The organism is Erwinia persicina, from assembly GCF_014838825.1.
Classification (GTDB): domain Bacteria; phylum Pseudomonadota; class Gammaproteobacteria; order Enterobacterales; family Enterobacteriaceae; genus Erwinia; species Erwinia persicina_A.
This window is the reverse complement of the sequence record NZ_JACYMO010000001.1, coordinates 1,000,133-1,018,788: the sequence shown is the minus strand read 5'-3', so window position 1 is coordinate 1,018,788 and position 18,656 is coordinate 1,000,133. Positions and strand designations below refer to the sequence as shown.

Sequence of the window (18,656 nt, the reverse complement as noted above, 5' to 3'; positions counted from 1 at the left end):
ATATACTATTCGTTGAACTCACAGGATCTTACAGCAGTCTATAAGGATATAATATGTCTGAACAATCGTTAACCCGGGAGCAGGTCATCTGTACGCTGCCCCTGACCCGCTGGGATGAGTCCCTGCCCGATACGCACGCGCTGGAGTCACTGGAGCAGGGTAAAGTCCTGTTTCTTCCCCGCCTGACGTTCTCCCTGCTGCCAGAGGAACAGGCGTTACTGAACCCGGCACTGACCGATCCTAAACGCAAAAATATCAGCTTTAATGCAGATAAAGGCCAGCTGCGTGGCATTGCCCGCCCGGAAAATGCCCCTCAGGTTAGCCAGCTGCTGGCGCGTTACTATCGTCACTGTCTGCAACTGGTGGATGCGCTGTTGCCCGAATACAGCCATGTACTGCACTCGCCGGTCAATACGCTGCGCCTGCACCCGGTCACAGCGTGGCGGGAAAAGAGCTCATGGCGCAAAGATGACAGCCGCCTGCACGTCGATGCGTTCCCCTCCCGGCCGATTCAGGGGGAGCGCATCCTGCGTATCTTTACCAATATCAATCCCGCAGGTGAGCACCGCGAGTGGCGCGTCGGTGAGCCGTTCCCGGTGCTGGCACAGCGCTTCATGCCGCATATGAAAGGCTATTCTCCCCTGAACAGCTGGCTGCAACACCGTCTGGGCATGACCAAATCTTTTCGTACAGGGTACGATCATATGATGCTGCGGCTGCATGATGCGATGAAAGCGGATCAGGGCTATCAGGAGCAGGGGCCCCAGGTCGCCCTGTCCTTACCGGCGGGCAGCAGCTGGATCTGCTTCGCCGATCAGACGCCCCACGCTGCCATGGGCGGTCAGTTTATGCTGGAGCAGACGTTTCTACTGCCGGTAACCGGTATGAAACATCCTGAACAGGCCCCTGTCGCGGTGCTGGAAAAACTGCTGCACCGACGCCTGCTGTAAAGGGACCTGGCGGCCCGGACCGGCCGCCTATTTTTGCCGTATTTTGAAACATAAAAAGACTTTGCATATTGACCGGTCTTTTACCATCATCTGGTTAGCGTAGGCTCATTTTCCCCTGTGAAAAACTGGATCAATCTTGCAAAACCTCAGCGTTTCTCTGCAGCAGGCGATAAAGCGTACTGCATGGTATCCGAAAAGACGTTCTTCGCGGGTACTGTTCTGGCGTGAAATAACCCCCCTTGCCGTGCCTATCTTTTTTGAGAATCTTTGCGTCCTGCTGATGGGGGTGCTCAGTACCTTCCTGGTCAGCTGGCTGGGAAAGGAAGCGATGGCCGGGGTTGGTCTGGCCGACAGCTTCAACATGGTGATCATCTCCTTTTTTGCCGCTATCGACCTCGGCACCACGGTGGTGGTGGCGTTCAGCCTCGGTAAACTTAACCGGGAAAGAGCGGTTGCCGCAGCCCGACAGTCGCTGATTATTATGACGGTGTTTGCCGTCCTGCTGGCGCTGACGATTGAGTTCGCAGGCCCGCAGATCATCGATCTGATTGCCGGTGAAGCCGAGCCGCAGGTGAAAGCGCTGGCGCTCTCCTATCTGCAAACCACTGCCTGGAGCTACCCGGCGGCCGCCATTGCACTGATCGGCTGCGGGGCTCTGCGCGGGGCGGGAAATACTAAAATTCCGATGCTGATCAACGGCGGAATGAATATCCTCAACATCATCATCAGCAGCATTCTGATCTATGGCTGTTTCTCATGGCACGGGCTGGGATTTGTTGGTGCCGGGTTGGGACTGACGATTTCACGCTATATCGGCGCGGCGGCGGTGATTTACGTGCTGGTGATTGGTTTTGTCCCGGCGCTGAAAATCTCACTGAAAAGCTATTTTACCCGGCTGAATATGAGCATCCTGCGGGAAGTTCTCGGGATTGGCATTCCGGCCAGTATTGAGTCCGTGCTGTTTAACGGCGGCAAGCTGTTAACCCAGATTTTTGTCGCCGGGATGGGCACCGACGTCATTGCCGGTAACTTTATTGCTTTCTCCATCGTGTCGCTGATTAACCTGCCGGGCAATGCGCTCGGTTCGGCCTCCACGATCATTGTCGGCACACGCCTTGGACGCGGGCAGTTAGGCCAGCCGGAGCGCCAGCTGCGCTATATCTTCTGGATGTCGACCTTCTTTCTCTGTGCGCTGGCGCTGTTGACGGTGCCGTTTGCCGGGCTGCTGGCGCAGTTCTATACCCGGGACGAAGAGGTCATCCATGTGGTGAAACTGCTGGTGTGGCTGAATGCCGCTTTTATGCCGCTGTGGGCGGCATCGTGGGTGCTTCCCGCCGGGTTGAAGGGCGCGCGCGATGCGCGCTATACCATGTGGGTATCCCTGCTGAGTATGTGGGGCGGACGGATTGTGGCTGGCTATCTGCTGGGCGTCGTGCTGGGGTTTGGCGTAGTGGGGATCTGGATGGGGATGTTCCTGGACTGGATGATCCGGGGGGCATGCTTCTACCGCCGGATGAACAGCGGACGCTGGCTGTGGAAATACCGGCCCCTGCCGGAACAGAAATAACGCACAGATTGCACCCTTTTTGCCCGGGGATCAGCCTGACAGTGCTTGCGTTCAAGATATATCATAGATATATTTTACTCTCGAATGAGAATGATTCCTGATTTCAACAAAAACGAAGGGTAAACATGTCCACTGATTCTGTGAAAGCAAGCCGGGCGCCGCAGCGCGTACGCAATGAGTTGCGTTTTCGCCAGCTGACCGTCACCGGCAAAACCCGTGTGGCCGAAAGCTTCTGGCGCATCGATTTTGGCGGCGAGGATCTGTCTGGCTTCATCTCGCCCGGGTTTGATGACCACATCAAGGTGTTCTTCCCCGACAGCAGCGGCACGCTGAACCTGCCGGAGGTCACGGAGGAGGGCGTGGTGTGGAAAGAGGGAGCGCGTCCGGTTTCCCGTGACTATACGCCGCTGTTTTTTGACGGGGTGGCGAACACCCTGACGCTGGATTTCTTTATTCATGACGGCGGCGTGGCCAGCGACTGGGCGGCACAGGCACAGCCTGGCGACAGGCTGGCCATTGGCGGGCCGCGCGGTTCGCTGGTGGTGCCGGATGATTATGCTTTCCAGCTGTATGTCTGTGATGAAAGCGGGCTGCCCGCCTTTAAACGCCGTCAGGAGACCCTCAGCGGTCAGCAGCATAAGCTGTTCGCGTGGGTGGATGAAGCCGTCGGTCAGGCTTATCTGGAAAAGCTGAATGGCGTTGATGTCACCTGGATGGGCAGCGGCAATATGCAGTCAGAAAATCTGGCTGCACTGATTGATACCTTCAATACGCTGCCGCTGCCGGCCGGGGATTACTTTATCTGGCTGACGGGTGAGGGTGAGTTTGTCAAAAAACTCAGTGACTATTTTATTGAACAGCGCGGCTGCGATGCGACCTATGTGCGTGCCGTCGCCTACTGGCACGACAAGTAAGATGCGGTCGGGATCCTCCGCCTGCCAGGCAGACAGCGCAGCCCGCGTGGGCCGCAGAAAGCGTCGGGAAAAAATAGTGGATGCCAGCGATATCCGGTTGCTGCTGCTGCATTTTCTCCATCAGCGCTCCGCGCATGGCTACGAGCTGATCAAAGCCATTGAGGAACTGTCGAAAGGGGAATATACCCCCAGTCCGGGGATCATTTATCCCAATCTGACGCTGCTGGAGGAGATGGAGTGCATTGCCGTCGTCGACCCGCTGGCGGCGCGTAAAGCTTACCGACTGGAAGCGGCGGGACAGGCGCAGCTGGCGCAGCATCAGCCTGCCGTGACGGCGATTGTCCAGCGTCTTTCCACGCTGGCCGTACTGGTCAACAACCGCAGCCTGCCGGATGTGGAGCGCGCTATCCATAATATGAAGACGGCGCTCAACGTGCGCCTGTCGCAGGACGGGCTGTCACAGCAGACGCTGTTTGCCATTATTGATGCGCTGGATGAGGCCGCAAAGAAGATTGAACGTAGCTGAAACAGACCGGGGCGGTCGGGGATGAACGCCCCGGTCTTCAGTGAACTACTCTCCTAAACGATAGCGTTCCAGCCAGTGCGCATACGTCACAGGCAGAACCCCCGAGGGCTGCTCAACGTTAAGTTTCTTCGCCATGTAGTACGGATAGTGGGGGTTGGCGAGATGGGCGCGGCCAATCATCACCAGGTCCATCTGCTGTTCCGCAATGACCCGCTCGGCCACCTCTGGCACCTCAATGCCCCACGACGACGCCACGGGCAGATCCGCTTCACGACGCACGCGCGCTGCCACCGGAGCCAGGAAGGCAGACCCCCACGGGATCTCAGTTTCCGCAATCGAGAAACCGATGCTGACGTTAAGCATATCCAGGCCACCCTGCTTCATCAGCCGGGTCAGTTCAATGGATTCTGCCAGCGTCTGCTCGTCACGCCCGTCATATTCAATCACGCCAAAACGCGCCGTCAGCGGCAGGTTTTCCGGCCATACGTCACGGACGGCAGCCAGGGTTTCCAGCAGGAAACGGCTGCGCCCGGCGAAGTCACCGCCGTACTCGTCGGTACGCTGGTTGGCGTGAACGGAGAAGAAGCTCTGGGCCAGATAGCCGTGGGCGAAGTGCAGCTCCAGCCACTCAAACCCGGCATCGCGCGCGCGGCACGCGGCAGCGACAAAATCCCTTTTCACCCGGGCAATATCCTCCAGGGTCATTGCCTTCGGCACCTGCGGCAGATGATGGCCAAACGCCACGGCGGACGGGGCGAGGGTCTGCCAGCTGCGCGGATCCCCGGCGGCGATATGGTCGTCGCCTTCCCACGGACGATTAGCACTGGCTTTACGCCCGGCGTGCCCAATCTGAATACCCGGTACGGCACCTGCGGCTTTAATCGATGCGGCAATCCGCGCCATGCCTTCTGCCTGCTGGTCATTCCACAGCCCGGTACATCCCGGGGTGATACGACCTTCCGGTGATACCGCGGTCGCTTCCACGATCACCAGAGCGGCACCGCCGCGTGCCATGGCAGGATAGTGGACCTGGTGCCAGTCGGTGGTCAGACCATCTTCGGCGCTGTACTGGCACATAGGGGGGACGGCAATGCGGTTACGCAGCGTGACATCTTTCAGGGTAAACGGCGTAAACAGTGCGGACATAATCAACCTTTAATATTAATGGGTTAGAGAGACAGTCAGTAACATTACGCCACGAAGCACGCGGGCCGATAAGCGTCGAGTGCTAATCACGACGACAGCGTAGCGAACAGCAGCGCCCGCAGCCAGCGGTGTCCCGCATCGCGGTGGCTGCGCTCATGCCAGGCCACGGTTTTACTGAAACCGCTAAGGGTCACGGGCGGGACCATCTGCACCAGATCGGGAGCGCTGGCTGCCAGACGCTGCGGCACAACGGCGATCAGGTCACTGCTGCGCAGGATCTCCGGCAGCACCAGAAAGCTGCTGACCGCCAGCGTCACCCGGCGCTGCCGGCCGACAGCCGCAAGAGCCTCATCGGTGACGCCACGAAACTGCGTTCCGCTGTGTGAGACCAGCGCATGATCGAGCGCGCAAAAACGATCTAAGGGCAGGGTACCTGCTCCCGCATCCGGGTGCCCGGGGCGCAGCAGGCAGACGTACTGCTCGTCAAACAGGTGGCGGGCGTGCAGCTCCGGCGGCGTGGTGTCCGGAGTGACCAGTGCCAGGTCGGTTTCACCCCGGGCCATCTGCTCTGCCAGCCGCCCGTAGATCACCGGCTGCACGCTGACGCGCACGCCGGGTGCCTGCTGGCGCAGCGCGGCAATAAAGGGGACGACAACGGCACTCAGCGCATAGTCGGTAGCGGCAATATGCAGTGACATCTGTGCGCTGGCAGGCTGAAAAACCGTCGGCTGCAGCAGCAGGCTGACTTCGCCGAGGATCTGTTTCACCGGCGCGGCCAGCTCCAGCGCACGCAGGGTGGGGGTGATGCCGTGACGGGTACGGGTAAACAGCGGGTCATCAAAACACTCGCGCAGCCGGGTCAGCATCCCGCTGACCGCCGGCTGCGTCAGGGCCAGCCGCTGCGCGGCGCGGGTCACGCTACGTTCATCCAGCAGCGCGTCCAGAGTTTTCAGCAGGTTAAGATCCAGCGTGCGGATATCGGTCATGATGGCAGGCTCACGGATTAAGATATTTGTTTTGATGATATCTTAAATAAAAGATGGCGATTGGTTTTATGTCTCAGGCGGGCGCAGCATAGCCTTAACTTCACAACGAAAAGGCATCTCCCTGATGAACAGCATTATCTGGCCGCAAGGCTATATCCCGGGTTTAAGCGATAACTTTGCCTCCAATGAAATGATCGTTACCGGTGTCAGCGTCGCCGCCCTGTGGGACAAGCTGACCGATACGGCGGCATGGCCGGGTTACTACAGCAATGCCAGTGATATACGTTTCCACGATGGCACTGGCCCACGTCTGACGGATGGCGCACGCTTCCGCTTTACCAGTTTTGGTTTCCCGGTCGAGGCCGAAGTAAACGAGTTTGTGCCACCGCTGGCGGGCCGGGCCGGACGCATCGCCTGGCACGGCGGGTGCGGAGACGACAGCGAAAACCGCCTGGATGTACATCATGCCTGGCTGATTGAAGCACTGCCGGGCGGCCGCGTCCGCTTGCTGACGCAGGAAACACAGAACGGTAAACCTGCCCGCGATCTGGCGTCTGTACGCCCCAATCCGATGATCAATGGTCATCAGGCGTGGCTGGATGGCCTGCTTGCAGCAGCCCGCACCGCGCAGCAATAAGCTCAGCTTATCAGGTAATAAGTAGAATGTTGCTGGAGGGATAGCGAAACTCTGCCAGGTTATTAACGTGTTTTTCCTCTTACCCTGACGTTAATAATAAAGGTACTCGCAATGAAACAGGACATTCTGATTATTCAGCCACTGATGCCGGAACTGAGCGAGGTTCTGCACCAGCACTATCACTGTCATCGTCTGTATGAACAGACGGACGTGGCCGCCTTTCTTGAGGAACATGCAGGCAAGATCAAAGCGGTTGCCACCCGGGGAGATGTCGGGCTGGCGGCCGATCTGATGGCTGCGCTACCTGCGCTGGAACTGATCGCTGTTTTTGGTGTTGGCACCGATGGTATCGATCTGTCGGCTGCCCGCGATCGTGATATCACGGTGACCATCACCTCCGGCATTCTGACGGATGACGTGGCGGATCTGGCACTGGCTCTGATGCTTGGTGTGTCACGGCAGATCGTGGCGCAGGATGCGTTTCTGCGCAGCGGGGCCTGGCAGGAACGCCCGCCGCAGTTGGGTTATAAGCTGTGCGGTAAACGCGTGGGGATTATGGGGCTGGGTAAGATTGGTGCCGCGATTGCCCGGCGCTGTGTGGGTTTTGATATGCAGATCGGTTACTGCAACAGCCGCCAGAGCAGTGAGCCTGGATGGCAGCGTTTTGGCGATTTGCATCAGCTGGCGCAGTTCAGTGATTTTCTGGTGCTGGCCGTGCCGGGAGATGCGCGTAACCGCAAGAAGGTGGATGCAGAGATCCTCAGCGCGCTGGGGAAAGAGGGCATTCTGATTAATGTTGCGCGCGGAGCGGTGGTGAATGAGGATGACCTGATTGAGGCGCTGCAAAATCATACTATTCGCGGTGCCGGTCTGGATGTGTTTGATAATGAACCGGGGATTGATGCGCGTTTTGCGGCGCTGACCAACACGGTACTGATGCCGCATATTGCCAGTGCAACGGTCGAGACGCGTCAGGCGATGGCACAAAATGTGGTGGATAATCTGGCGGGATGGTTTGCAGGGAAGGGGGCGGTCACGCCCGTGGAGTAGAAATATCCCCACAAAAATTAATGGCTTCCTGTCTGGCTTCAGGTCCGGGGCCAGTTTGAGCACGCCGGATCGGCAAGACCCGCCTCCCTGCTGGCCTCGGCACGCGACGTTCTGTCGCGTGACGTCCGGCTTACTTCAAACTGGCCCCATCCCCGCAGAATCGTTGCTCGCTGTGGATTTTAAAACCGCAACAGCATGACGCTCTCTGTGTATTGGTTAGGGTTTTGACCTGGGTTTTGATGTTGACCTGGACAATCGTGCAGATCAGCAGAGCCTGCGACAGATCGCAAAAGCTTAATACTGCCCGTCAATCACTTCTACGCCCTTACCGGCCAGCCAGGGGTCGATCCACTCCCGTTCCAGCTCCCCGCGCTGTGCCAGTTCAAAATTGCGCTCATCAACAATCAGGTAGGCCTGTGCCGCTTCCAGTATCTGTGCGGCGTCTGCTTTGGGGATCACTATCACGCCATCGTGATCGCCGAGAATGATATCGCCCGGCGAGACATGAATATTCCCACAGGCAATCGGCACATTGATCTCACCAGGGCCATCTTTAAACGGCCCGCCGGGCGTGACGCCGGCAGCGTACAGGTGATAATCCATCTTGCTGATGCCCTCAATATCACGGATCGCGCCGTCCAGCACCAGTCCTTCAATATTGCGCTGGCGTGCCCAGGTGGTCATCACTTCCCCCATCAGCGCCTGGCTGCGATCGCCCTCGTTCGACACCACGATCACATCGCCTGCACCTGCCATATCCATCGCTTTATGCAGCATCAGATTACAACCGGAACGGGCTTTGACCGTCACCGCCAGACCGCACATGGTGGAATGGGACGGATTGCTCATCAGCCGAATATCGCAGGCCAGCGCAGGCAGACGGCTCATGCAGTCTGCAACTACAGCCGCAGGCAGGGTGCGGAACGCCTCAACCCAGGGCGCGGCCTGTAAATCACGTTGTAAGAAAATACGGTTACCAACAGTCATAACAATCCTCGTTTAGTTCAGGCTGGCAACGGCAGCGGCAATCAGATCCGCGCCCTGTTGCAAGGCAGGTAAATCGGTAGCAATCGACAGGCGGAAATAAGGCGACAGGCCGTAAGCAGCCCCAGCCACCACCGCAACGCCAGCGGTATCCAGCAACCACAGCACCACGTCGTTATCCGTTGACAGACGTTGCCCTTCCGCCGTGGTTTTCCCCAGCAGACCCCCGCAGTTGACGTAAAGATAAAAGGCGCCTTCCGGCAGACGGCAGCTCAGTCCGGGAATGGCATTCAGACGGGCGGCCATGTCGTCACGGCGCTGGCGGTAAACCTCCAGACTGTGGGTGATAAATTCGGTGCCGCTGTTCAGCGCCGCCAGTGCCGCAGCCTGGCTGACGGAGCTGGCGTTGCTGGTGGACTGCGATTGCAGCGTGCCCATCGCCGCGATCAATGCTTTCGGCCCGGTGGCATAACCGATACGCCAGCCGGTCATAGCGTAGGTTTTCGACACGCCGTTGACGATCAGGGTACGGTCAGCAAGGCGCGGCTCCACCTCCAGCAGATGCACATTCGGCGCATTGTCATAGCGGATATGCTCGTAAATATCGTCGGTCATGATCGCCAGGTGCGGATAATCCAGCAGCACATCGGCCAGTGCGCGCAGCTCGGCACGCGTATAGCTGGCACCGCTCGGGTTGGAAGGGGAGTTAATCAGCAGCCAGCGGCAGCGGCTGGTAATCGACGCGCGCAGATTTTCCGGTGTCAGTTTGAACCCGTCCTGCTCGCTACAGGTGACAATCACCGGGCGGCCATCGCAGGCCAGCACCATATCCGGATAGGAAACCCAGAAAGGTGCCGGGATCAGCACTTCATCGCCGGTTTCCAGCGTGGCGGCAAAGGCGTTAAAAATGGCGCTCTTGGCCCCGTTAGTGACAATCACATCGTCGGCATTCACCGTCAGACGGTTTTCGCGCAGGAACTTCTCTGCGATCGCCGTACGCAGTGCAGGGGTACCATTGTTCTGTGTATAGCGTGTTTCGCCCCGCTCAATCGCGGCGCTGGCGGCCTGACGGATCACCGCGGGGGTGTCAAAGTCCGGCTCACCCACCACCAGATTAACAATCGATTTTCCGGCACGTTTTAGCGCATTGGCGCGGTCGGAAGCGGTACTGCTCGGCGAGGGTTTAATGCGGGTAACGCGATTAGCAATATGGATGGCACTCATGGCAACACTCCGGTCGGTGGCGTAATAGCCTTAAGTTACGAACACCGGCGCGCTTCGGCTAAGAGGAGTTTGTTCTGATTCAAGAGCGAAAGCTTATGGATGGGGCAGAGCCATAAGCAAAAGCCATTTATTGGTGCAGCGCTGCATCACAGAACGGAGAAAAAGGATGTTAAAAAACGGTTAAGATCGAGATCTATCTCACTGTTTTACATATTAACTTTCCTGGTGTGTCGGCGCTCACCCTTAGAGTGGTCTGGATCTTGCTATATTCCCCTTCACCCGATGGTTACCGCAGCGCAGAAGAGGAAGGTCACGATGAATCTCAGGCGGCTCAAATACTTTATCAAAATTGTCGATGTCGGCAGTTTGACTCAGGCAGCTGATATTCTGCACATCGCGCAGCCTGCCCTCAGCCAGCAGCTGGCATCGCTGGAAGGCGAAGTCAAACAGCAACTGCTGATCCGCACCAAACGCGGCGTCACGCCCACCGAGGCGGGCAATATTCTTTATGCGCACGCCCAGGCGATCCTGCGCCAGTGCGAACAGGCACAAAGTGCTATTGATGGTGCCGGGCAGGCACTGAGTGGGCAGGTGTCGGTCGGGCTGGCGCCCGGTACGGCGGCCTCGCTGCTGGCCTTGCCGCTGATGGAAGAAGTGCGTAAACAGCACCCGGGCATTTTGCTCTATTTTAATGAAAGCTTCGGCACCACCCTCAGTGAACTGATCATGAGCGGGCGTATGGATATGGCGGTGCTGTATGGCAACCGTCAGGTGCACGGGCTGGCGTTTATCCCGCTGATGAAAGAGGACCTGTATCTGGTGACGCCGCAGGCCACCGCCAGCTTTGGTAAAACCGTTACCCTGCAAGAGATTGCACATCTGGAGCTGTTCCTGCCGCGTCCTTACAACATTATGCGCAAACTGGTCGATGAAGCCTTCGTGCAGAAAAACCTCTCTTACAGCGTAAAATGTGAAATTGAGTCAGCCTCCACACTGGCGCTGGCGCTGGATAAGAACCTCGGTGCCACTATTCTGCCGGAGTCCATTGCGCGCAACATGGTGGCGCAGGCCCATGCACGCATGGCGAAGATTGTCGATCCGGGCATTCAGGCGCCACTCTCATTTTGTACCTCAGATCACCTGCCGCTTTCACAGCCTGCCGAGGCGGTGAAAAAAATCCTGCTGGCGCTGATGGCCGAACGCACCCAGGACAATCGCCCACTGACGCTGGTGGGGTGACCGGCACTTATCCCGGGTACAACGAGTCAATGACTCAAAATCATTCGAGCGGTAGGAAGGCGGCAAACCCGCCAATCCCCAGGAGCATAGATAACTATGTGACTGGGGGGCAGCCAACGCCCCTACAGCTTGAAAGATGAAGAGTAATAAGTCTGTCTTATCCCCCTAAAGCGAAACCCTCTTACAGACTGGCAGAACGACCGGGCTACAGTGGCCTTATGTCGGGCTTTCCGTTGACGGATATGATGTTGAGGATGAGGAATGGATCCAGCAGGTCAGTTACAGGCACCGCAAATCAGCTGGCTGGGCACCCACGCGCTGCTGTTTGAAGCGCCGGGGGCACTCTCACTCGTGAACCAGCAGCGCATCTGGGCGCTGGCAGACTACAGCGCCAGGCTGAACAGTATTCGCGGCGTGGTGCCGGGGATGAACAACCTGATGCTGGTGTTCGACCCACAGTGGTGCGGGGCCGCATTGCTGCCGGAACAGCTGCTGCGCCAGTGGGAGCGGGGGGAGAGTAAAACCTTCTCCGGGCGCATCATCGAACTGAACGTCATCTACGGTGGCGAACCGGGGCCGCATATTTGCGATGTGGCGGAACACACCGGTATGACGATCCAGGAAATCGTTCAGCGTCACAGCGAACCCCTCTATCCGGTTTATGCCCTCGGTAGCCATCCCGGTTACTGCTATCTCGGCAATATGGACCCGCAGATCGCCACGCCACGCCGCAGTACCCCGGTGCAGAGCATTCCCGGTGGTTCAGTGTCGATTGGCGGTGTGCAGACGGGCGTTTCCGCCTCCGCCGGACCGAGCGGCTGGAACACCATCGGCCGCACGGATTTTATCTTCTTTGATGCCCACGCTGAACCGCCGGTGCGCTTGCAGCCCGGTGACAGCATTCGTTTTCGCGTGGAAAAGGTGCTGGCATGATCGAAATTGAACGTACCACACCGCTCACCAGCGTGCAGGACAATGGTCGCTTCGGCGCGCTGCATTACGGCGTCGGTACGGCGGGGGTGATGGACCCTCTGGCGCTGCGCCTCGGTAATGCGCTGCTGGGTAATCACCCGGACGACGCAGTGATTGAAGTCCCGCTGTTTCCTTTCCGTGTCCGTTTTCATAGCGATGGCCTGTTTGCCCTGAGCGGCGGCGACAGCCAGGCCTCGCTGGACGGCAAGCCGGTTCCCGCATGGTGGGTGGCACACGCCCGCGCAGGCCAAGTGCTGACGCTCAATGCCTCGCGTTTTTCCGCCCGCAGCTATCTGCACCTGCCGGGTGGGGTGGATGTTCCCCGGGTGCTCGGTTCGCGCAGCACGCAGTTACGCGGTGAATTTGGCGGCTGGCAGGGACGCGGCCTCAGGGCAGGCGACCGGCTGAACGCCCGCACCCCTGACTATCGCGGTGCCTCTGACTTCGGTATTCCCTCACCACGACTGACGTTGCAAGCAGGCCCATTGCAGGTGTCGGAAATCCGCGTGCTGCCCGCGACCGAATACACCCGCTTCACGGCGGAATCGGTCCAGCGCTTCTGGCAGCAGTCGTGGCGTATCACACCGCAAAGCAACCGCTACGGCTACCGGTTGGAAGGCGAAGGGCTGGTGGCAAAAGTGCCGCTGGAGATGCGTTCTCACGGCATCATCCCGGGCGTTATCCAGGTCACCCATAGCGGCCAGCCGATTATTCAGATGCGTGATGCACAACCCAGCGGAGGCTATCCGAAACTGGGGACGGTGATCGACGCCGACATGTGGCTGTTGGGACAGGTGCCGGTGGGCAGCCAGGTACGTTTTGTGGAAGTGGATCGGCTTCAGGCACAGCAGGCACAGCAGGTGCAGGACCGCTGGCTGGATAACCTGTGTCATCAGATTGAACGTTACCGCCGTAGCGCGGGCTGACCCGATAAAAGGAGAACGAATGTTAGCATTTCGAGAGTTACAGGGCCTGGTCAATCAGATGCAGCGTAGCGGCCTGACCAGCCTGCAAATTAACAGCGCGGACTATGCCATTCGCATGACCTGTCAGCCGGGAAGTCAGCGGCCCGCCGCCGCCCCCGAGCCGGTTGCTGCCATAGCATTGCCCGTCATGCCGGTTGCCGTCACGGCACCGATGCCGGGCCGCCTCTGGTTACAGGACCCGTTGAGCGGTAAAAACGTCGGCCCCGTTTCCGGGCCGGTGGAAGCAGGCTGTCTGTTGGCGCTGGTTCAGGCCGGGCCGCTTTGCCTGCCGGTCCGTGCGCCGCAGGACGGCATCCTGACAAGCATTGAGGCGACACAAGGTCAGGCAGTGGAGTACGCCCAGGCGCTGATGCAATTGCTGCCGCAGGAAAAACCACAGACAGAGGAACAGAGCCATGCGCAGCATCGATCTTAACGCCGACCTCGGCGAAGGCTTTGGCGACTACACCCTCGGGGATGATGCCGGACTGATGGCACTGATCAGCTCGGCGAACGTGGCCTGCGGATTTCATGCGGGGGACGCCACCATTATGGCTCGCAGCGTTGCGCTGGCGAAACAACACGGTGTTGACCTGGGTGCCCACGTTGGTTTCCCGGATTTACAGGGGTTTGGTCGCCGCCGGATGCAGATCGACCCGGCCCGGCTTGCGCACGATGTCACCTATCAACTGGGGGCGTTATCCGGCTTTGCCCGTGCTGCCCACTATCCGCTGACGCACATGAGTTTTCACGGCGCACTGGGCAATATGGCGGCAGAAGAGGAGACGCTGGCACGGCCGCTGTTACAGGCGGTGCAGGCTTTTGATCCCGCGCTGATTATCAGCACCACGCCGGGCAATGCCGTTGAACGCTGCGCCCGGGAACTGGGGCTGCACGTTGCCTGTACCTTCCTGGCCGACCGGGCCTTTCAGGCTAATGGCCTGCTGGTGCCGCGCGGTTCGCCGGGAGCCGTTATTCATGATGTGGAAGAGGTGAGCCGCCGGGTGATCGACCTGCTGACCACCGGATCCATCACGGCCATCGACGGCACGCGGCTGCCGATGAATGTGTCCTCCATTTTGCTGCACGGTGACACGCCGGGGGCGCTGGCTCTGATTGCGCGTCTGCGCCGGGATATCCAGGCAAATGGCGGAGAAATCAGATCGCTGTCACAACAAAAAGGCCGTTAAGCCCGGTTATAAGAGTGGCTTATTGCCACAAAGGCTTTACCTCTTACCCCCTGGCAAGCCCGGGGGGATAGAGTCAAAACACCAGAAGAATAACAGGAGTGCATTATGCCTTTTTCAGATTACAAAACGGCCCTGGTCACTGGCGCATCCGCCGGCATGGGGGAAGCCATCGTCGAGCGCCTGTGTAAAGAGGGCATTGTGGTGCATGCGCTGGCACGACGCAGTGATGAGCTGGAACGCCTGGCGGCCCGCACCGGGTGTATTCCCCACGTGGTGGATGTTGCAGATGTTAACGCACTGACCGAAGTCTGCCGCGACCTGCCGATTGACATTCTGGTCAATAACGCAGGGGTTTCGCATCCTGGCTCCATTCTTAATGCCGAAGAGCAGCATGTCGACACCCAGGTGGATGTGAACCTGCGCGCCGTGCTGCATCTCTGCCGCCTGCTGGTGCCGGGCATGATGGAGCGTGACTGCGGCCATGTGATCAACATCACCTCGATTGCGGCGATCTACAACTTCGGCGGCAACTCGATTTACCACGCCACCAAAGCGGGCGTACATGCACTCTCCCGTCAGCTGCGTGTCGACTGTTATGGCAAACGTGTGCGTATCACCGAAATCTGCCCAGGCCGTGTGGCGACAGATATCTTCGGTAATGTCTCCGGAGATAAAGAGGGCGCACGCCGCCAGTTTATCGATGGCTTTGAGCTGCCGCAGGCCAAAGATATCGCCGATACCGTGGCCTTTGCGCTGGCCGCCCCGGTGGCGGTGAATATTGGTCATATCGAGATCACGCCGACACTCCAGGTACCGGGTGGGCTGTCGACCATGCGTCCTGGCAATGCTACCCGCTGATAAGCTGATTAACTGAGGGGCAAGCGACAATGAACGGTTCACTTGATTTTAGCGTCATTCTGCATGGCCAGTACGGGCAGATGATCATCGACGGCATGCTGCTCACGCTGCAACTGGCGCTGGGTTCCTGGCTGCTGGCGATGGTACTGGCGATGCTGCTGGTGGTGATCCGCCTCAGTAATCTGCGCGTATTGCAGTGGCTGGTGGCCGCTTATGTCTCTTATCACCGCAATGTGCCTACGCTGATCCAGCTGATGATGTGGTACTTCGCTATCCCCACGCTGCTGCCGGAATCGGTGCAGATGTGGCTGAATGATTTCAACGCCGAATTTGTCTTCTCACTGGTGGCGCTGGGATTGTGCCAGGCGGCGTATTTTTCCGAGGACATCCGCAGCGGGCTGCGTGCAACGCCGGAGGGGCAGACGGAAGCCGCCCGCGCCCTCGGCATGGGATATATGCAGTCGATGCATCTGATCATTCTGCCGCAGGGCATTCGTAATGCGTTACCTGCACTGATTAACCACACGGTGCTGCTGTTTAAAAACACCAGTCTGGCGATGGTGATTGGCGTGGCAGACCTGACCTACGTGACGCGGGAAATCGAAAACTACACCTTCCGTACCTTTGAAGCATACCTGGTGTCAACGCTCTGTTACCTGTTCTTCTCTTTGTTGTTGATGGGCGCGGGTGCGCTGCTGGCGCAACGTTTCCAACGTGTCTATGCGAGGTAACGTCTGATGACGGAAATGCTGACGATTTTACAGCAGAACGGCATGTTGTTCCTGATGGGGCAGTATCCGAACGGCCCGCTGGGCGGGGTGCTCTGTACCTTACTGGTGTCATTACTGGCGATTGTGTTTGCGCTGCCGCTAGGCGTACTGCTAAGCGTGGCACGTGTGTCACCTTACCGCTGGCTGCGCTGGCCAGCGACCGCCTGGGTGTACGTGCTGCGCGGTATCCCGCTGCTGATGGTGGTGTTCTGGACCTACTTCTGTCTGCCGCTGTTACTGGGGCACACCCTGAGCGGCTTCGGCACCATGCTGATCACCCTGGTGATCTATGAAAGTGCCTATATCGCGGAGATCGTCCGTGCCGGTATCCAGGCGCTACCGCCGGGGCAGTACGAGGCATCACGTGCGCTGGGCATGAGCTACACCCGCACCTTCCGTCTGGTGATCCTGCCGCAGGCGCTCTACAACATGTTACCAAGCCTGGTCAGCCAGCTGGTCTCGATTATTAAAGACAGCACGCTGGGCTATGTGATCAACGTTCCTGAGCTGACGTTTGCGGCCAACCAGGTCAATAACCAGCTGCTGACCAAACCTTTCCAGGTGTTTGCCATTGTGGCACTGAGCTATTACATCATCTGTTTCAGTCTGACGTGGCTGGCGAACTGGCTGGAGCGGCGCATTGCGCAGAAACGTAATCGCAGCCATCCGGTGGCCTCTTCACAGTCCGGCACGTTGCTGGTGACCAAACCCGTTATTGAGGAGTAAGGCATGCATCCGATTATCCGGTTTAATCAGGTTAATAAGTGGTATGGCGCATATCACGCCCTGGCCGACCTCAACGCGGAAGTGAACAGCGGTGAGGTGGTGGTGGTGTGTGGCCCGTCCGGTTCCGGCAAATCTACCCTGATCCGCACTGTCAACCGCCTGGAGCCGATCCAGGAGGGCCAGATCGTGTTCGATGGTCATGATATTCACAGCAGCGGCATGCAGCAGAACAAGCTGCGGGCGCGCATTGGCTTTGTGTTCCAGAGTTTTAACCTGTTCCCGCATCTGTCGGTGGTCGACAACGTGATGCTTTCACCCGTGAAAGTGCTGGGGATGAAGCGCAGCGAGGCGAAGCAACAGGCGCTGGCTTTACTCGACCGCGTGGGTCTGGCACACAAAGCCAATGCCTGGCCCGCTCAGCTCTCCGGTGGGCAACAGCAGCGCGTGGCGATTGCCCGGGCGCTGGCGATGAAGCCCCCAGTGATGCTGTTTGATGAACCGACATCGGCGCTTGACCCGGAAATGGTCGGGGAAGTGCTGAACGTGATGCGCGGTCTGGCACGGGATGGCATGACCATGATGTGCGTGACACACGAAATGAATTTTGCCCGTGAAGTGGCGGACACCGTGTGGTTTATGGATGAAGGAAAGATCCTCGAAAAAGCCCGACCTGAAGATTTTTTTACCCGGCCCGCACATGAGCGCGCCCAACGTTTCCTGACCGATCTGCGTCAGCACTGATCTCACCTGCACAATAACGGAGTCTGTCGATGATGAATAAGAAACTTCCGCTGTCGTGGGCGATCTGCCTGCCCTTACTGCTGAGTGCCACCCTGTCTGCGCAGGCTGATACGCTGTCTGATATTGCCAGCCGTGGTCAGCTTAACTGTGGCGTTTACGCTGATGTCCCGCCGTTCTCCTCACCGGATCCGAAAACCCGTCAGCTGGTGGGGATGGATGTTGACCTGTGCCAGGCGCTGGCGGGTCAGCTGGGAGTCAAGGTGAACCTGATGCCGGTTTCCGTTGAAGCCCGTATCGCGGTGCTGACGACCGGGCGCGTGGATGTGCTGATCGCCAACCTCGCATACACCAAAAGCCGTGCTGCGCAGATCCAGTTCAGCGATCCGTACTACATTGCGAAAGAGGTGCTGGTGGTGAAAAGCCCCAATGCTGATAAAACCCCGGCAGACTTCAAAGGCAAGCGTCTGAGTTCAACGAAAGGTTCCACCTCAGAACAATCCATTCGCATGGCGCAGGCAAAGCCGGTGACGTTCCAGGATACCGCATCGGCCTACTTAGCACTGCAACAGAATAAATCCGTGGGTTTTGTCACCAACGGTATGACCGCCACCCAGCTGGTGAACCGCGCTGCGGCTGACAATATCAAGCTGGCGATGATCAAAGAGCCGATGGCGCTGGAACCGGTCGCCGTTGGGATGAAAAAAGGCGATGAGGCGCTGCTGACCAAAGTGAATGCCGGCTTGATGGCGATGGAGCAGGGGGGTGAAATTGACCGCATCTGGAACCGCTGGCTGGGGCCGGACACCGAATACAAAATGGTGCGTGAAGAGAAAGTGCAGCCGCTGAGTAAGCTGAAATTCGTGCCGCTGGAGTAGCACGGGAGGGACTTCCCCTGACCCGGGGTGATGGTCTGCATGACGGTCAACGTTAAGGGCGGTTCGTCCTGGTTCACATCGCTTCCTCAGCGCTGCTTAATTGCCGCCTCAACGTCAAAACCCAGGTCAACATCCCAACCAATGCACAGAGAGCGCCATGTTGTTGCGGTTTTAAAACCCACCGCGAGCAACGGTTCTGCGGGGATGGGGCCAGTTTGAGGTAAGCCGGACGTCACGCGGCAGGGACGCCGCGTGCCGAGGCCCGCAGGGAGGCGGATTTTGCCGATCCGGCGTGCTCAAACTGGCCTCAGACCTGAAGCCAGACTGCCCGCGACG

General features: G+C 58.6%; 19 protein-coding genes and 1 pseudogene. 16 read left to right on the top strand and 4 right to left on the bottom strand.

Translation table 11 applies throughout. The annotated features are described in order from the left end of the window. The first annotated feature begins 53 nt into the window (after nt 1–53). The 4 genes from IFU29_RS04660 (at nt 54) to IFU29_RS04645 (ending at nt 3,957) form a co-directional block, all read left to right on the top strand. Nucleotides 54–950, top strand: a complete 897-nt coding sequence (locus IFU29_RS04660) for a Kdo hydroxylase family protein (protein ID WP_191932862.1) — start codon at nt 54–56, stop codon at nt 948–950. Nucleotides 951–1,086: 136 nt separating this feature from the next. Continuing rightward, on the top strand, nt 1,087–2,517 hold the full coding sequence (locus IFU29_RS04655; protein WP_191932861.1) for an EmmdR/YeeO family multidrug/toxin efflux MATE transporter: 1,431 nt from the start codon (nt 1,087–1,089) through the stop codon (nt 2,515–2,517). A gap of 125 nt (nt 2,518–2,642) precedes the next feature. Continuing rightward, the gene (locus IFU29_RS04650; RefSeq protein ID WP_191932860.1) at nt 2,643–3,431 is read left to right on the top strand and encodes a siderophore-interacting protein; all 789 of its coding nucleotides are present in this window, start codon (nt 2,643–2,645) and stop codon (nt 3,429–3,431) included. A gap of 1 nt (nt 3,432) precedes the next feature. Then, on the top strand, nt 3,433–3,957 hold the full coding sequence (locus IFU29_RS04645) for a PadR family transcriptional regulator (protein ID WP_191932859.1): 525 nt from the start codon (nt 3,433–3,435) through the stop codon (nt 3,955–3,957). 129 nt (nt 3,958–4,086) lie between these two features. Here IFU29_RS04645 and IFU29_RS04640 read toward each other — a convergent pair. Together IFU29_RS04640 and IFU29_RS04635 are read right to left on the bottom strand one after the other, a co-directional pair. Continuing rightward, nucleotides 4,087–5,103, bottom strand: a pseudogene (locus IFU29_RS04640) (NADH:flavin oxidoreductase/NADH oxidase); the annotation flags it as partial. A gap of 86 nt (nt 5,104–5,189) precedes the next feature. Then, nucleotides 5,190–6,092: a LysR family transcriptional regulator gene (locus IFU29_RS04635; RefSeq protein ID WP_342214448.1), complete on the bottom strand. Its 903-nt coding sequence runs from the start codon at nt 6,090–6,092 to the stop codon at nt 5,190–5,192. A gap of 121 nt (nt 6,093–6,213) precedes the next feature. Between IFU29_RS04635 and IFU29_RS04630 the strand changes: the two genes are divergently transcribed. Further along, nucleotides 6,214–6,726, top strand: coding sequence for an SRPBCC domain-containing protein (locus tag IFU29_RS04630; protein ID WP_191932856.1), 513 nt, complete (start codon nt 6,214–6,216; stop codon nt 6,724–6,726). Between the two features lie 111 nt (nt 6,727–6,837). Beyond that, nucleotides 6,838–7,776, top strand: a complete 939-nt coding sequence (locus tag IFU29_RS04625) for a 2-hydroxyacid dehydrogenase (RefSeq protein WP_191932855.1) — start codon at nt 6,838–6,840, stop codon at nt 7,774–7,776. A gap of 294 nt (nt 7,777–8,070) precedes the next feature. Here the strand turns inward: IFU29_RS04625 and IFU29_RS04620 are convergent, their stop codons facing one another. Further along, nucleotides 8,071–8,763: an RraA family protein gene (locus IFU29_RS04620; RefSeq protein WP_191932854.1), complete on the bottom strand. Its 693-nt coding sequence runs from the start codon at nt 8,761–8,763 to the stop codon at nt 8,071–8,073. 12 nt (nt 8,764–8,775) lie between these two features. Further along, nucleotides 8,776–9,984 (bottom strand): aspartate transaminase, encoded by a 1,209-nt coding sequence (locus tag IFU29_RS04615; protein WP_191932853.1) that lies wholly within the window; start codon nt 9,982–9,984, stop codon nt 8,776–8,778. A gap of 315 nt (nt 9,985–10,299) precedes the next feature. Between IFU29_RS04615 and nac the strand changes: the two genes are divergently transcribed. The 10 genes from nac to IFU29_RS04565 all read left to right on the top strand — a co-directional run bounded on the left by nac (nt 10,300) and on the right by IFU29_RS04565 (nt 18,320). Beyond that, nucleotides 10,300–11,223 carry a nitrogen assimilation transcriptional regulator NAC gene (nac, locus tag IFU29_RS04610; RefSeq protein ID WP_191932852.1) on the top strand — a complete coding sequence of 308 codons (924 nt, stop codon included), beginning with the start codon at nt 10,300–10,302 and terminating at the stop codon, nt 11,221–11,223. A 261-nt stretch (nt 11,224–11,484) separates the two neighbouring features. After that, nucleotides 11,485–12,156: a 5-oxoprolinase subunit PxpB gene (gene pxpB / locus IFU29_RS04605; protein WP_191932851.1), complete on the top strand. Its 672-nt coding sequence runs from the start codon at nt 11,485–11,487 to the stop codon at nt 12,154–12,156. Then, complete coding sequence (locus IFU29_RS04600) at nt 12,153–13,121, top strand: biotin-dependent carboxyltransferase family protein (protein WP_191932850.1); 969 nt, start codon at nt 12,153–12,155, stop codon at nt 13,119–13,121. Before pxpB ends, IFU29_RS04600 begins: the two co-directional genes overlap by 4 nt. A 19-nt stretch (nt 13,122–13,140) precedes the next feature. Further along, nucleotides 13,141–13,596, top strand: coding sequence for an acetyl-CoA carboxylase biotin carboxyl carrier protein (locus IFU29_RS04595; RefSeq protein ID WP_191932849.1), 456 nt, complete (start codon nt 13,141–13,143; stop codon nt 13,594–13,596). Beyond that, entirely contained in the window at nt 13,577–14,350 is a 774-nt protein-coding gene (locus tag IFU29_RS04590; RefSeq protein WP_191932848.1) for a LamB/YcsF family protein, read from the top strand. The genes IFU29_RS04595 and IFU29_RS04590 overlap by 20 nt, the downstream gene beginning before the upstream one ends. 105 nt (nt 14,351–14,455) lie before the next feature. Continuing rightward, nucleotides 14,456–15,208 carry an SDR family oxidoreductase gene (locus IFU29_RS04585; RefSeq protein WP_191932847.1) on the top strand — a complete coding sequence of 251 codons (753 nt, stop codon included), beginning with the start codon at nt 14,456–14,458 and terminating at the stop codon, nt 15,206–15,208. Between the two features lie 29 nt (nt 15,209–15,237). Then, nucleotides 15,238–15,939: an amino acid ABC transporter permease gene (locus IFU29_RS04580; protein ID WP_133841587.1), complete on the top strand. Its 702-nt coding sequence runs from the start codon at nt 15,238–15,240 to the stop codon at nt 15,937–15,939. Between the two features lie 6 nt (nt 15,940–15,945). Beyond that, nucleotides 15,946–16,704 (top strand): amino acid ABC transporter permease, encoded by a 759-nt coding sequence (locus IFU29_RS04575; protein WP_191932846.1) that lies wholly within the window; start codon nt 15,946–15,948, stop codon nt 16,702–16,704. A 3-nt stretch (nt 16,705–16,707) separates the two neighbouring features. After that, entirely contained in the window at nt 16,708–17,445 is a 738-nt protein-coding gene (locus IFU29_RS04570; RefSeq protein ID WP_191932845.1) for an amino acid ABC transporter ATP-binding protein, read from the top strand. Nucleotides 17,446–17,477: 32 nt separating this feature from the next. Next, complete coding sequence (locus IFU29_RS04565; RefSeq protein ID WP_423244814.1) at nt 17,478–18,320, top strand: ABC transporter substrate-binding protein; 843 nt, start codon at nt 17,478–17,480, stop codon at nt 18,318–18,320. The last annotated feature ends 336 nt before the right edge of the window (nt 18,321–18,656 follow it).

Coding starts and splice junctions, on each gene's coding strand:
- IFU29_RS04615 (WP_191932853.1), bottom strand. CDS start 9,984: ATGAGTGCCATCCATATTGCTAATCGCGTTACCCGCATTAAACCCTCG.
- IFU29_RS04575 (WP_191932846.1), top strand. CDS start 15,946: ATGACGGAAATGCTGACGATTTTACAGCAGAACGGCATGTTGTTCCTG.
- IFU29_RS04580 (WP_133841587.1), top strand. CDS start 15,238: ATGAACGGTTCACTTGATTTTAGCGTCATTCTGCATGGCCAGTACGGG.
- nac (WP_191932852.1), top strand. CDS start 10,300: ATGAATCTCAGGCGGCTCAAATACTTTATCAAAATTGTCGATGTCGGC.
- IFU29_RS04625 (WP_191932855.1), top strand. CDS start 6,838: ATGAAACAGGACATTCTGATTATTCAGCCACTGATGCCGGAACTGAGC.
- IFU29_RS04650 (WP_191932860.1), top strand. CDS start 2,643: ATGTCCACTGATTCTGTGAAAGCAAGCCGGGCGCCGCAGCGCGTACGC.
- IFU29_RS04645 (WP_191932859.1), top strand. CDS start 3,433: ATGCGGTCGGGATCCTCCGCCTGCCAGGCAGACAGCGCAGCCCGCGTG.
- pxpB (WP_191932851.1), top strand. CDS start 11,485: ATGGATCCAGCAGGTCAGTTACAGGCACCGCAAATCAGCTGGCTGGGC.
- IFU29_RS04565 (WP_423244814.1), top strand. CDS start 17,478: ATGAATAAGAAACTTCCGCTGTCGTGGGCGATCTGCCTGCCCTTACTG.
- IFU29_RS04630 (WP_191932856.1), top strand. CDS start 6,214: ATGAACAGCATTATCTGGCCGCAAGGCTATATCCCGGGTTTAAGCGAT.
- IFU29_RS04590 (WP_191932848.1), top strand. CDS start 13,577: ATGCGCAGCATCGATCTTAACGCCGACCTCGGCGAAGGCTTTGGCGAC.
- IFU29_RS04595 (WP_191932849.1), top strand. CDS start 13,141: ATGTTAGCATTTCGAGAGTTACAGGGCCTGGTCAATCAGATGCAGCGT.
- IFU29_RS04620 (WP_191932854.1), bottom strand. CDS start 8,763: ATGACTGTTGGTAACCGTATTTTCTTACAACGTGATTTACAGGCCGCG.
- IFU29_RS04600 (WP_191932850.1), top strand. CDS start 12,153: ATGATCGAAATTGAACGTACCACACCGCTCACCAGCGTGCAGGACAAT.
- IFU29_RS04585 (WP_191932847.1), top strand. CDS start 14,456: ATGCCTTTTTCAGATTACAAAACGGCCCTGGTCACTGGCGCATCCGCC.
- IFU29_RS04570 (WP_191932845.1), top strand. CDS start 16,708: ATGCATCCGATTATCCGGTTTAATCAGGTTAATAAGTGGTATGGCGCA.
- IFU29_RS04660 (WP_191932862.1), top strand. CDS start 54: ATGTCTGAACAATCGTTAACCCGGGAGCAGGTCATCTGTACGCTGCCC.